The organism is Wolbachia endosymbiont (group B) of Athalia cordata, assembly GCF_947251845.1.
In the GTDB taxonomy this organism is placed as follows: Bacteria; Pseudomonadota; Alphaproteobacteria; order Rickettsiales; family Anaplasmataceae; genus Wolbachia.
Genome location: NZ_OX366383.1, coordinates 422,033 through 435,313, shown reverse-complemented (window position 1 = coordinate 435,313; position 13,281 = coordinate 422,033). Strand labels below are relative to the sequence as shown.

11 protein-coding genes are annotated in these 13,281 nt (G+C 33.4%); 7 read left to right on the top strand and 4 right to left on the bottom strand.

What is annotated here, in order from left to right:
* Positions 1-325: 325 nt before the first annotated feature.
* Positions 326-1,159: a hypothetical protein gene (locus OPR30_RS02125; RefSeq protein ID WP_265031006.1), complete on the bottom strand. Its 834-nt coding sequence runs from the start codon at positions 1,157-1,159 to the stop codon at positions 326-328.
* Positions 1,160-1,303: 144 nt separating this feature from the next.
* On the opposite strand from OPR30_RS02125, the gene recG reads away from it, so the two are divergent.
* Both recG and OPR30_RS02115 read left to right on the top strand, forming a co-directional pair.
* Positions 1,304-3,343: an ATP-dependent DNA helicase RecG gene (recG, locus tag OPR30_RS02120; RefSeq protein ID WP_265031005.1), complete on the top strand. Its 2,040-nt coding sequence runs from the start codon at positions 1,304-1,306 to the stop codon at positions 3,341-3,343.
* A 327-nt stretch (positions 3,344-3,670) separates the two neighbouring features.
* On the top strand, positions 3,671-3,859 hold the full coding sequence (locus OPR30_RS02115) for a hypothetical protein (protein ID WP_265031004.1): 189 nt from the start codon (positions 3,671-3,673) through the stop codon (positions 3,857-3,859).
* Positions 3,860-4,071: 212 nt separating this feature from the next.
* Here OPR30_RS02115 and ykgO read toward each other — a convergent pair whose 3' ends face one another.
* Together ykgO and OPR30_RS02105 are read right to left on the bottom strand one after the other, a co-directional pair.
* A complete protein-coding gene (ykgO, locus tag OPR30_RS02110) occupies positions 4,072-4,200 on the bottom strand; it encodes a type B 50S ribosomal protein L36 (RefSeq protein WP_006015378.1) in 129 nt (42 codons plus the stop codon).
* Between the two features lie 69 nt (positions 4,201-4,269).
* Complete coding sequence (locus OPR30_RS02105; protein WP_010402159.1) at positions 4,270-5,088, bottom strand: pyruvate, water dikinase regulatory protein; 819 nt, start codon at positions 5,086-5,088, stop codon at positions 4,270-4,272.
* A 142-nt stretch (positions 5,089-5,230) separates the two neighbouring features.
* On the opposite strand from OPR30_RS02105, the gene ccmC reads away from it, so the two are divergent.
* The 4 genes from ccmC (at position 5,231) to guaA (ending at position 10,708) form a co-directional block, all read left to right on the top strand.
* The gene (gene ccmC / locus OPR30_RS02100; RefSeq protein WP_264375876.1) at positions 5,231-5,941 is read left to right on the top strand and encodes a heme ABC transporter permease CcmC; all 711 of its coding nucleotides are present in this window, start codon (positions 5,231-5,233) and stop codon (positions 5,939-5,941) included.
* A 339-nt stretch (positions 5,942-6,280) separates the two neighbouring features.
* Positions 6,281-6,877: a hypothetical protein gene (locus tag OPR30_RS02095; protein ID WP_265031003.1), complete on the top strand. Its 597-nt coding sequence runs from the start codon at positions 6,281-6,283 to the stop codon at positions 6,875-6,877.
* Between the two features lie 580 nt (positions 6,878-7,457).
* Complete coding sequence (locus OPR30_RS02090; protein ID WP_265017007.1) at positions 7,458-8,918, top strand: type II secretion system protein GspD; 1,461 nt, start codon at positions 7,458-7,460, stop codon at positions 8,916-8,918.
* A 227-nt stretch (positions 8,919-9,145) separates the two neighbouring features.
* Positions 9,146-10,708: a glutamine-hydrolyzing GMP synthase gene (gene guaA / locus OPR30_RS02085; RefSeq protein ID WP_265031002.1), complete on the top strand. Its 1,563-nt coding sequence runs from the start codon at positions 9,146-9,148 to the stop codon at positions 10,706-10,708.
* 211 nt (positions 10,709-10,919) lie between these two features.
* Here the strand turns inward: guaA and OPR30_RS02080 are convergent, their stop codons facing one another.
* A complete protein-coding gene (locus tag OPR30_RS02080; RefSeq protein WP_265031001.1) occupies positions 10,920-11,612 on the bottom strand; it encodes a TerC family protein in 693 nt (230 codons plus the stop codon).
* 282 nt (positions 11,613-11,894) lie between these two features.
* Between OPR30_RS02080 and OPR30_RS02075 the strand changes: the two genes are divergently transcribed.
* Complete coding sequence (locus tag OPR30_RS02075) at positions 11,895-13,271, top strand: malonyl-CoA decarboxylase (RefSeq protein WP_264376447.1); 1,377 nt, start codon at positions 11,895-11,897, stop codon at positions 13,269-13,271.
* The last annotated feature ends 10 nt before the right edge of the window (positions 13,272-13,281 follow it).

Genomic DNA, 13,281 nt, shown 5'->3' with positions numbered 1-13,281 from the left:
GAGTTGCTATGGCAAACAGAGAAAACTGCAATTACTGCCGCTAATCTTTTTAATATATCTTTCTTTGATGGTGCTATTATCGCGCATTTTGACTGATATGGGCTATGATAAACCAGAAAATCACAGCTATATTTAGGAATTGAGACAAGGCCTCATTTAGGTAAATATTGCTATGCAGACTTTTCTTGATAGCAAGCATATTGCTTTTTAGAAAAATATTAGTAGCATCAAACATAGAGATTGATATTAGTTTTTCTGTCAGATTAAGTTGCGTCTAGTACAACTGACTATGCAAATAAGCTTTGAGATATTTTAATTGTTAGTTTTAGGGTGTATTTTTGTGTTCATTGCTATGAATGGATGGCTGCACACTTTCCAGATGGCTATTCACTTCGATTGAATCGCCTAAATCATGTTCTATTTTTAATTTAAATCCTAACTTCTCGCAGAATTTGTAGAAATATTCTTTAATAATATCAAATAAACTTCTGCCATCAATTTTGTAATCTCTCAATTTCCGGGGCACAGTAAGTGACAATTTGCCATCTTTATATATCACATCATCTTTCCCATCTTGAGATTCAAGTGTAAATTCCAGTGAGCTACCCAACTTACATAACTCTTCTTCTGGCTTTTCTGTAACACATGCAGAAATTGGTTCTTTAACTGTAATTGCTGCGTGATTATTATTATCACAATTAATATGTATTATATAATCAATAGATCTAAAACTTAATCCATGTTTAAGGCTTATTGTAGTTAAAGATCCATCATTTCCCATTAACGGACCCACATATCCTGCTTGATTACAATGAGTGATTAGCTCTTCCAAAATGGAATTACTTGGGATTTGAGCTTCAGCATATTTAAACATTTCCTGAAAAACTTCTTTTGCAAATTGGCGATAATTCTTTTCTCCATTTTCGTCATTTTCAATTAAACCAGCATGTCTTTCATATAATTGCTTAATAAAATCTTGATCTATATCCTTTTTGTTAATAACAAACCTCATTCTTCGAAAATCGTCATACATCTGTTTTCCAGAGTTTGCTCCCACATTCTCTTTACCAGCTCTTAATTTGCTAAAATCAAACTTTTCTGCCTGAGCTTTTAGTGTAACGACTGGATTTCCCTTTTTTTCCTGTATAGAGTTGTTCATTATTAATACTTTGATATGAATTGCTGATAGTATAATAATACATAAAAATAGTTAATATGTCAATAATATACTTAACATAGACAGTCATAATAGGGTGACAGGATTTTAGTAAGGCTCTATTATGAATAAACGGTTTTACACAGTATGAATGTTGATGAACAGTCAAGTGTGCTGACTTTTCTAAATAGTAAAATTGAGAATATACCAAGGTTTCATTCCGCAATATTGCCTAAACTTTGCGGTGGAGACAGAGTGGTAGATCTGCTATTTTATAAGCCACTCAGTTATGTGGATAGAAGTAAATCACTACCTGATGCTCAAGTGGGAGAATTTACAACTTTTGTGGCAAAAGTGTATGAGCACCAGCGCCCCACTGTTAGAGGTAGGCCATATAAAATAATCGTTGAAAGTGAAAGTCAGTATTTATTTATAGTTTTTTTTAATTACTCAGTTAAATATTTGTATAAATTATTTCCAGTTGGAACAGATATAGTAATCAGTGGTAAACTTGAAAAGTTTGCCGAACATTGGCAAATTACTCACCCAGATTACATGTTGTCTGATATCAATCAATTTAAAGAAATAGCCTGCATAGAGCCAATTTACCAATTATGTCGCGGTATTACTAACAAGAGCATTAGAAACATAATAAGTTCTAATCTAAAAGATTTACCTGATTTGCCAGAGTGGATAGATGAAACATTAATCAAGCAAAAGAAATGGCTGAATTGGAAAGAAAGCATCATAAGATTGCACAGACCGAGCTCACTCGCAGAAGCAGAAGTTTGCAGAGAAAGACTTGCTTATGATGAGCTATTTGCGTACCAGTTGGCACTAAAGCTTGCAAGGGAAAATCATGTAAAAAAAGAGGGAAAAGAATTTATAATATTGAGTAAATACAAAGAGCAGGTCTTAAATGAATTACCGTTCCAATTAACAAATGATCAAATTCGAGCGATAGATGAAATCTCAGAAAGACAAAAATCCAGATACCGCATGGTAAGTCTGCTGCAAGGTGACGTTGGGAGTGGCAAAACTGTAGTTGCACTCTTTGCGATGCTGAATGTGGTAGAAAATAACATGCAAGTAGCTCTAATGGCACCAACTACTATCTTGGCTGAGCAACATTATAATTGGATCGAAGAAGCTCTATCTTGTACTGATATAAAAGTTGCTTTGCTTACCGGTAAAACTGCGCGCAAGGAAAGAAAGATTATTATGAACGAACTTGCAAGTGGTATTTTAAATATAGTAATTGGTACTCATGCATTATTTCAAGCCAACGTTACATTTAAAAATTTAGGACTCGCAGTCATAGACGAACAACAGCGATTTGGAGTGATGCAGAGGAATCGGTTGGTAGGAAAAGGAGAAAATACCGATATACTTTTTGTTACTGCAACTCCCATTCCAAGAACCTTGCAGCAAGCTATGTATGGTGATGTTGAATGTTCTATTTTAAGGGAAAAACCAAAATCTAGATTGCCAATAAAAACCGTTATTATGAACGTTAAAAAAGTATCAGATATTATTCAAAGACTGAAAGATGCTATAAATAGAGGCGAAAAAGCATATTGGATTTGTCCATATATAGAAGAAAACGAAGAACTCAATATTGCCGCAGCAGAAATGCGCTTTCAGGAACTACAAAAGACATTTTTTGATAGAGTTGGAATAATACACGGAAAACTAACTCAAGAGCAGAAAGATCAAGTGATGTTTTCCTTCAAGAGGAATGAATTTTCTCTGCTTGTTGCAACTACTGTGATAGAAGTTGGCATAGATGTACCAGATGCAACTATTATGATTATAGAGAATGCAGAGCAGTTCGGGTTATCGCAATTACATCAGTTGAGAGGTAGAGTAGGACGAGGAAATAAACCGTCTTTTTGTGTACTGTTATATGACAATCTCAGTAAAAGTTCGTATTCAAAGTTAAAGATTATGTGTGAGTCACAAGATGGATTTTATATTGCTGAAAAGGATATGATGCTGAGGGGTAGCGGAGATATTCTAGGCACAAAACAATCAGGGTGCATGGAGTTTAAATTTGCTGATTTATATGAGGACAGAGAATTGCTCAACCTTGCATATAATAGTGCAAAAGGTACAATAGCTAATTTTGAATTACTGCTTGATATATTTGAATATAGAAGTAGACTACATTTTTCAAAATTTCAGTAATCTTCCAAGCCATAACCTTCATGAGTAGAAATTCCTTGACAGACGGGAGTATTTAAAAAACCATACGCGTCAAGTTAAGGAAAAATAAGAGTGAAGAAGAAGTTTTTACCATAAGAATAAATTGTGCAGAGTTAATAGCAGGCCCTGTAAACAAAATGTTAGCAGGTCAAATTAATCAAGGGCAGGAAGTATAAAAATGGAAAAAAAGCGGTAAATTAGCCTAATGACAATAAATATATATATAAGGTACCGTTTTAAAGAGCACAAAAGGAATACACAGTAAAAGCGAGAAGAAGTTGAGAATATGTATGGAAGCAGTGTGGAGAAGTGGCTGCCAATGATCAAAAATTTACCACAATTACAGAAGTATACATAAGAGGTTTAAAAGGTGATGCAAAAAGGGAATTTTGGCAAAATGACTTAAGTATGCACAACAAGATTTGCATAATTGATGATCAGATGTCATTCATGCTCAGCCTATATATAGAAAAAATTCTCAAGCTCAAGAGGGCTTAGGGTGGAACTAAAATTCATGGACTTGTTGACGCACGTAATTAATTTCTTTTTTTTAAGTTAATTAATGTTAACAAGCCACGTCTGCCTGTAATCATGTTAATACCAAAATATAATGTAAGAGGAGAAATGGGCAGTGCTATGCAACAATTTTTGTTTCTTTCTAACCATGCTTCCATATGAAAAACATATGACATAAAAAGGAAAACAAAAAGCTAAGAACCTTGACGCGCTTTACATCTTGGCTTTACCTTATTTATAATATAAACCTTACCACCCCTTTTCACAACTTTACAATTTTTATCTCTGTTACGATGAGATTTTAGTGACCCTTTAACTTTCATATCTACAGTAAGAATAGAATTACCTTACATTATGATCACTGACAGAGAGTTAGTCAATTGATAAATTTTTCACATTTTATTAAAATACTGTATAATTGTTGCTGATACTTCTTCGATTGACCTTTGCGTGACATCAATAATTGGCCAGTTATTTTGCTTAAAGAACTCCTCTGCTTCTTTAATTTCCTTTTCTACTTTTCTAGGGTCAGCATATATATTATTACCTTCATTATTAATTGAAGTCAGTCTATTTTTGCGTATTTCTATTAGCCTTCTTACGTCTATTGTTACTCCTATAGTCAGTTTATTTTTTAATTTTGCTAAGTCGACGTAAAAGGGTATCTCGCTAACAAAAGGAACATTTGCAACTTTATAGCCTCGGTAAGCTAAATACATACTGGTGGGAGATTTTGATGTGCGTGAAACTCCAACCAAAATTATATCGGCTTTATCAATATCTTGAATATTTTGTCCATCATCATGATTAATGGTATAGTTTATTGCCTCAATGCGCTGAAAATATTCGTTATTTATCTCAGCATGTAAGTCAAGTTTTTCGTCTTTTTCAATTTCAAGATAGGATGAGATTTCCCTAATAATGTGTGATAATATCGCTCTGTAGGGAATTTTTAGCTTTATACAATTATTTTTTAGATATTTTCTTAGCTCATCATTAGTAATAGTGCATATAACAAAATTATGCTCATCACTTTTTCTATTAATTTCCTCTAAAATTTTGTCAATCTGCTCTTCTCCTTTTACGAAAGACCAAACATATTCGATCGTTTCTACAGAACGAAAGTGTTTCAGAGCTGATTTTGCAACTGATATAACAGTTTCACCACTTGAATCTGACACTAAGTGTAGGTTAAGCTTTTTAAGGATCATCAACGTTATACTAAAAATAATAGCAAGCAATCTGCTACTGAAATTGTGCTAATTTATTATACTACGTAAATATAGAAAAACTATCTTGTTGATAAAACTCAAACTAATTGATAAATTCTTAACACAATTATTCTCAAAACGAATGTTTTTATTAAAGCCTACAAATTTCACTTCTTTTGCTAAAAAAGCTCTACCTTGGCTTGGGGTTATTTGTTTCGCATGTTTTTTAATTGGAATGTTCTTGGCATTATTCTTCTCCCCAGGAGATTATAAACAAGGAGAAATTGTACGAATTATGTATCTTCATGTGCCTTCTGCATGGCTTGCTCTTGGAATATACGGACTCATTGCATCACTCAGTTTCATTTCGTTGGTATGGAACAATAGTGTTGCTAGTGTCTTAGCACATGCCGCTGCTCCTGCAGGGACAGTCTTTTCGGCAATATGCTTAATCACAGGTAGCATCTGGGGAAAAGGAACATGGGGTACTTGGTGGGTATGGGATGCAAGGCTTACTTCAATGCTGATTTTGTTTTTTCTGTATGTTGGTTATCTTTCATTGTGGAGCGCTTTTGATAATCAAGCAAGAGCAGAGAAATCATCAGCAGTATTTGCCATTTTTAGTGCTATAAATATTCCCATAGTAAAATTTTCTGTGAATTTATGGTCTACTCTTCATCAGCCAGCAAGTATTTTTAGAAAAGGTGGAGTAGCAATAGAAGGTTCTTTACTGCTGCCACTCATTGCAATGTTTATATTTTGTACCACACTTTTTTTAGTAGTGTGGATACTTAATGCCCTTCATTTAATTAATTTGCAGAAGATAAAGAGAGAAATCAGCATGCGATATTAGGTATATAGTTCCAGAGTGTAATGTTGTGAACAGCGACGGAAATTAAAATGTAGAGCAATCATCAGCAGAGACTAAGTGGTATAAAAAATAGCTGAAGAATGTAAAAAAGGAAGTGGTATAGATAAACCTGTTACCGATAGAGAAGGTGAAATTGATACGGGCGAACCTGTTACTGATGAAGGAGAGAATGAAAATGGAGAAATTACATCTCAAAAAGTAACCTCAGATTGTTCCAAGTATGAAAATTGTGGGCCATATTCTCATTTTTATAAAGTTGATAATAAGATAGGTTGTCAAGGTTTTAGTGCATCTGATTTACTAAAGGAATTATATCCTGAGATGTACAGTAATCCTAAGATTGCAAAATATATAGAAGAGGGAGCAAATGGTAATTATGGTGCAGTAAATTTTAAATTTGCCTTTACAGAGGATCTTAATTCAATATCCTGGCTTGGTAATATAGAATGTGAAAAATGTGTGGATGATCAAATAGAGTTAGCGTGTCAAGAAGAAGAGATTAAGAGTTTCTGTTACCCGAACGTTTACCGTAGTAATCCAGAATTCAACAAGAGCTTTTTTTCCAGAGGAGCATGTCCTAATCTCTTTAGAGAGTCCAGTGAAACAAGTGTTGTAAAAGCAAAACAAGTTGCACCATTGATACTTGTTAATACCTTAGGACAAATGATAGATAAAGAGGGTAATAACACTAAAGTATACTATGATGCATTGAAGCGTTATCTAAATGATGATAGTAAAATCAAGGATTGTGGAGATAATCAAAAGTGTAAGGATTATATTCCAATTATGGAGAAAGTTTCATGGAATAGTGATAAGGAAGTACTATTAAAAACTGCTGTTAATAATACGCAAGAAGCAAATCCTTACTATTATGGAAATGAGGATAATTCTACTTCCGTTGAATTTGGTTCTATATAAGGCTGAATTTGTCTAATTTTTTCTACACTAGACACAATTTAGTCGTATCTGAACAAATACATAATCTATATAAAGAGGACGTAGGTACCATCTGTCCTTTTAAGGCATTTATGTCAATGATATGCGTAATCCATGATTTTAAACATGATGATCCTCCTAAGTAATACAAAAAAACTCAGAAAAATGTATATAGCTATGATAGAAGTTATCTATACATAAGTACAATATACTTTAACTAGAGATTATAAATTAATGAAGTTGAAAAGTCTGCAGACGAAGATAGATTTCGAGCTCTAGAATATCTTCACTATCAAAATAACAAAGCTGTCAAAATTTGTCAAGTAATTTTTACCGCAACTGTACAAACATTGCACAGGACAAATTTAAAATGCTGTAAAATGGTGTCTGTTCAGACGCATGTGAAACCAGTGCTTCTTTTCATCCCACTTCCATGCAACTAAAACCCTTTTCATAATCTCCTATCTATCATTTCTTAAACCACTCCCCTGAACGGATACAATTAAATACATTTTTAACATTTTTATAGAAAACTATTAGTATAGATTTGTATGTTGCCCTCATGGCTATTTTAAAATGTTTAATACTCCTTTTCATTATTTCTTGTACACATCTACCTAACAAGCAACATTCTGTTAATATAGACAATTATAAGCACGATTATTCGTTGCAACAATATAATACTCCTTTGAAGAATAACGAACCAGCAATACCAGAAATGATACCTTTACCGGTAGAGTTTCCCGATCTTACAACCAGTAATCAGTTTCTTTCGATTAATGTTGATGAAAAAGTACCAGTAAAGGATTTACTGATTGAGATAGGAAAACTTTCTGACGTTAACTTAGACATAGATCCCAAAATATCAGGTAATATTATTTTAAAGCTAAAAGATAAGAACATAAACGAAGTAATTCAGAATATAGCCAACAGCGCCAAATTGCGTTACTCAATGAATAATGGTGTAATTAGAATTGAACAAGATTTGCCATATGCACAAAATTATTACGTAGACTTCATCAATATTCAACACTCTGCGCAAAGGAGTTTTATCATTGGTAACAATATTACCGACAGTGATGGTGATAGAAACTATATGAAATCTCAATATAGTAGTGATTTATGGAATTCATTAGAAAAAGGCTTAAATGCAATAATGGATGTTAACGGAGTAGATGATGGTGAGTTTCTTTCATCCAACAGAGAAGCTGGTGTCATTATTCTAAATGCTAGAAAAGATATTCACAAAGCTGTTGAAGAATATATTAATAAAGTTAAGAAATTGGCGTCTTCTCAAGTAATGATCGAGGCCAAAATAGTTGAAGTTTTATTAGACGATAAATACCTTTCTGGTATCAACTTAAATGATTTGCATAATGAAACCAAATCTATAACAAATCAAGGTAACTCTATTATTGACCTAGCAATTAACTCTAGTGTGAGTGATTTAGGAGATTTAGTAAAAATTTTAAATAAATTTGGCACTTCAACCGTAATTTCAAGCCCTAGAGTACATGCTATAAATAATCAGCAAGCAATGATTTCATTTACTAAAAACCATATCTATTTTACTTCCGATATACAGAAAGATACCGGAAACTCCAATCATGCCTTAATTACCAAGATGAATAGCACTCCAATAGGTGTGGTGTTAATAATCCACCCAAGCATTAACATTGATACTAATGAAATATTCATGGATATACATCCAACCTTATCAAGAATTAACGATTACACTAAAGACCCAAATATAGAATATGTCGCACAGCAGAATAAAATGAAATTAAATAGTGACATTCCAATTATTGAAACCAGAGAAATGCACTCTACGTTAAAAATTAAGAGCGGCGAAGTTATGGTAATTGGTGGGCTTATAGAGCATAGAAAAGATAACCAAAACTTATTGCATCAAAAGTCAAAAAAACTGGCTAAGACAGTAGAAACCGTCATCTTCCTGAAAGCAACAATCGTACCAACACTTGGTTTATTAGATATAAAAGATAGGAATTTATATATATATTAAACGTATCCGTTCAGGCAATGGCATCAACTTAAGGAAAGATGTTGGGGTTGCTATTATGATAAGAAGAGAGTATCAGAATGATAATTAAGACAGCTTAATCACAAATCTGTTGCGGTAAATTTAAGTTGCTTTAGTCATATATTAAAGTTTTTAAACAGGTCTTAGTTTACTTACTTTATTGTTTTCTTTATTATCAAATATTGCTTTAAATAATATGGAGGAGCACATTGTCAGCAATTGCCGTTATTGATTTTGGTTCACAGTTTACACAGCTTATTGCAAGACAAATCAGGGAAATGGGCGTTTACTGTGAAATATTTCCAAGCAATATCGATTTCGAAACAGTATCAAAATTCAATGGATTTATTTTTTCTGGAGGACCGCAATCTGTAAATGACAATTGCTCTGAAGTAAGTGAAGTAGCACATAAAATTATAAAACTTAACGAAACAATAAACACTCCTATACTTGGAATATGTTATGGACAGCAACTCATTTGTCATTATTTCGGGGCAAAGGTAAGAAAAGAATTCAATCAGGAATTTGGCAAAACTAAAATCAAGATACTAAAAGAATCCCCAATTATAAAGGATACTTGGAACGTTAATTCCGAAGTCGATGTGCTAATGAACCATGCAGACAGTGTCGAAACTATACCGCAAGGATTTACTGCTATTGCCTCAGGTATAATAAATCAAACAATCGCAATAATTGCCAACGAACAGCGGAAGATTTACTGTACTCAGTTCCATCCTGAAGTTAAGCCTACGACAAATGGTAGTAAACTTCTCTCTAATTTCTTAGATATTGCAAATTGTGAGAGAGATTGGACAATGAAGTCATTCATTGAAAAACAGAAGGAAAAAATTCAAAACTTAGTAGGGGAGAAAAAAGTAATTGCTGCAGTAAGTGGGGGGGTTGATTCAAGTGTTGCAGCAGTTCTTACACACAAAGCTATAGGAAAACAATTAAACTGTATTTTTATCGATACTGGGTTATTGCGTAAGAGCCAGACCACTGCTATGTTAAAAGAAATTCCAATAAATTACGTTGATAAATCAAACTTGTTTTTAAGTAGGTTAAAGGGAATAACTGATCCGGAAGAAAAGCGAAAAATTATCGGCAATACTTTTATCGAAGTATTTGAAGAAGAGGCAAAAAAAATAGGTGATGTGGATTTTTTAATGCAAGGCACCATTTACTCTGATGTAGTTGAATCAGGGCACGCTTCAGGAAACACTAGTACAATTAAATCTCATCACAATGTTGGTGGGTTGCCAGAAAAAATGAATCTGAAACTAGTAGAACCTTTACGCTATCTCTTTAAAGATGAAGTAAGGCTGCTTGGCAAAGAAATTGGGCTTTCAGATGAGATAATATTTCAACATCCATTTCCTGGACCTGGACTTGCAGTGAGGATCATAGGTGAGGTTGATGAAGAAAAGGTACGAATATTGCAAGAAGTAGATGAAATATATATCAACACAATGAAAAATTTTGATCTGTATGATAAAATATGGCAGGCTTTTGCTGTACTGTTACCAGTAAAAACTGTGGGAGTTATGGGAGATAATCGTACATACGGATATGTTTGCGCTTTAAGGGCTGTGACTTCATCTGATGGCATGACAGCTGATGCATTTCCATTTGAAAATAAAGATCAACATTCGTTAGTATTTTGGAGGTTTTTGCAAGACGTCAGTAGTATAATTGTTAACAAAGTTTCCGGAGTAAATAGGGTTGTATATGACTTAACTTCCAAACCACCAGCAACTATTGAGTGGGAGTAGCAATAAGATGTCATTCCAGTTTCAGCTACTTGAATGACATCGAAGAGGCTACTTGCATAACTTAAATTCAAAGGAAAACCATTTAATGTCATTCCAGCGTGTGACGCTGGTTCCTGGATCCCAGCACTGGGATGACAACGAAGCTGAATGACACCTTCCTGCTAGAAAATGTTTGTACAGTTATGCGCTTTTTGCTTCGTGTAAAATAGTTTCAAGGCTGTATTTTCTTTATTTTGCTTATAGCTTCCACAAGCAATGCAAACATAAATGAAGAATACAAACATGCTTTTGGTAGCTCTATGTGAAGTCCTTCAAGTATTAGATATATGCCGATGAGTAAAATAAATAGAATGGCAATTACTTTTAAGCTTGGGCTGGATTTTATTAACTGAGCGGTATAACTTGATGAAAATAGCATTGCTAATATGGAAAATGTAAATGCTATAGCAATGATTATCATATTATGAGTTAATGCTATAGCAGTTAATATTGAATCAACAGAAAAAACTAAATCTATTAATATAATTTGTAGCACAACTAAAAAAAATTGTGATTTAACGTTTGCCTTTGTTTTATTCTCCTTATGTACAAAAATTTCGCTCCATAACTCCATAGAACTTTTAACAATAAGAAATAACCCTCCTGCAATCATAAGCAAATCTTTTACTGAAATATCTAGTGATACAGAGTGAAATATAGGCTTTTGCATTGATAATATATGTGATGTAAAAAATAGTATTACAAAACGCATCAATAGCGCCAAGCCAAAACCTATAAGGCGGGCTCTTTCTCTCAGCAGATTTGGCACCTTATCTATTGCTAGAGAAATAAAGATTAAATTGTCTATACCAAGTATAGTTTCAAGTAGCGTAAGTATCAATAAAGTCCAAGCATCAGCTAGCATTTTAATTCCAAAGTCAGCCTTTGTACTTTACAATAGATGTGTAAAAATTAAGTAACTTCGCTCAGGTAATTAGAAATCAACCTCGCCCAGAAAAGGGGGAGAGAAAAAAGAGCATTTTTATAATAAAAGTACTTTTTTAAGAAGAGTAATAAAATTGAAAATCTAACTCTCTTTACGAAAGTTTTAAATAGGTTCTAAAACAATTATACTAGAAAATATATACCTCCTGTGTAGACTAAGATTTTTTTTTAATTTAAGATAGATACATAGTAAAAGGAATTTATGACAAAAGAATCATTAGCAAAAACTGATATAGTGAAAGTTGAAGATAAGAAAGCACCAAAGAGCTTTTTTAAGATACTAGGTGAAGTAGCAAACGCTGTAAGATCATGGGTTGGCAATATTGGCCCTGATTTAAGTAGTAGTCGCGATGTCGATAGTTTAGTCTTGAAGATGAACGAATGCTTAAACCCAAAGGGGGGTGAAGTCTCAGCACGTAAGAACACCGTATCTCTTGGTAATTTGTACTTGAGTTTATCAGAGGCAGGTCAAATAAAATTTTTACAAACCCTGGCAGAAAAGTTCAATCCGGATAAAACGAAAATAGATGAAGAAATAAAAGTATATAAGAAAAATCAAGATTCTGAGTCGAGCTATAAGTTTGAACAAGACTTAATAAAAGTCCTTGAATCACCACGCTCTAAAATATTGAAGCAGTTTATCTCCTTACCAGAAGGTCTTAAGTTTATTGTTGATATGCGTTCTGATGTGCTTAAGCTAAAGAACCAATATGAAAATCTAAACCCACTAGAAAATGAATTAAAAAATATACTCTGTACTTTGGTTGATGTTGATCTACTTGATCTTCATCAAATCACCTGGGATTCACCTGCATCATTGTTGGAAAAACTTATAAAATATGAAGCTGTACATAAAATTTCTTCTTGGGGTGACCTAAAAAATAGGCTAGATTCTGATCGTCTCTGTTTTGCTTTCTTTCATTACAAAATACCAAACGAACCTCTAATTTTTGTAGAGGTTGCATTGATGAATGAGATTTCAGATAGTATTCAACACCTTTTGGATGAGTCAGTGCCCTCAAGTGACCCAAGCAGTGCAAGTACTGCTATATTCTATTCAATATCAAACACTCAAACTGGTTTATCTGGAATTAGCCTCGGTAACTTTTTAATAAAGAGAGTCGTAGAAAAACTATCGCAAGAATTTAAAAGCGTAAAAGTCTATGCAACTCTTTCTCCAGTTCCTGGATTTACAAAATGGCTAAAAAATCAAGACGTAGCTTTATTAGGTAAGCTTAATATAAAACAATCAGGTACAGAAATTTTAGAAAGCATAAAAACTAACATTGAATGCGAAAAACAGTCCCTACTGAAACTTTGTGCACATTATTTGCTAAAGGTTAAAAGCAGTGGTGGGGGTGCTTATGATCCGGTCGCACACTTTCATTTAAGCAATGGTGCATCAATCAAACAAATCAACTGGATGGCTGATACTTCTGAAAAAGGCATTAGTCAGTCAGCCGGAATAATGGTGAATTATTTGTACGAATTGCCTAAAATAGATAACAATCATGAGAATTATATGATCAATAAAGTGGTTTCTCATTCAAAAAAAGTGTCAGCTATGTTAAAGGAATAATAGGAAGTGC

What these genes read in the sequence shown, in the direction of transcription:
- recG (WP_265031005.1), top strand. Translation starts at nt 1,304, where the DNA reads ATGAATGTTGATGAACAGTCAAGTGTGCTGACTTTTCTAAATAGTAAA.
- ykgO (WP_006015378.1), bottom strand. Translation starts at nt 4,200, where the DNA reads ATGAAAGTTAAAGGGTCACTAAAATCTCATCGTAACAGAGATAAAAAT.
- OPR30_RS02075 (WP_264376447.1), top strand. Translation starts at nt 11,895, where the DNA reads ATGACAAAAGAATCATTAGCAAAAACTGATATAGTGAAAGTTGAAGAT.
- OPR30_RS02125 (WP_265031006.1), bottom strand. Translation starts at nt 1,159, where the DNA reads ATGAACAACTCTATACAGGAAAAAAAGGGAAATCCAGTCGTTACACTA.
- OPR30_RS02095 (WP_265031003.1), top strand. Translation starts at nt 6,281, where the DNA reads ATGTACAGTAATCCTAAGATTGCAAAATATATAGAAGAGGGAGCAAAT.
- ccmC (WP_264375876.1), top strand. Translation starts at nt 5,231, where the DNA reads ATGTTTTTATTAAAGCCTACAAATTTCACTTCTTTTGCTAAAAAAGCT.
- OPR30_RS02105 (WP_010402159.1), bottom strand. Translation starts at nt 5,088, where the DNA reads ATGATCCTTAAAAAGCTTAACCTACACTTAGTGTCAGATTCAAGTGGT.
- OPR30_RS02080 (WP_265031001.1), bottom strand. Translation starts at nt 11,612, where the DNA reads ATGCTAGCTGATGCTTGGACTTTATTGATACTTACGCTACTTGAAACT.
- OPR30_RS02090 (WP_265017007.1), top strand. Translation starts at nt 7,458, where the DNA reads ATGGCTATTTTAAAATGTTTAATACTCCTTTTCATTATTTCTTGTACA.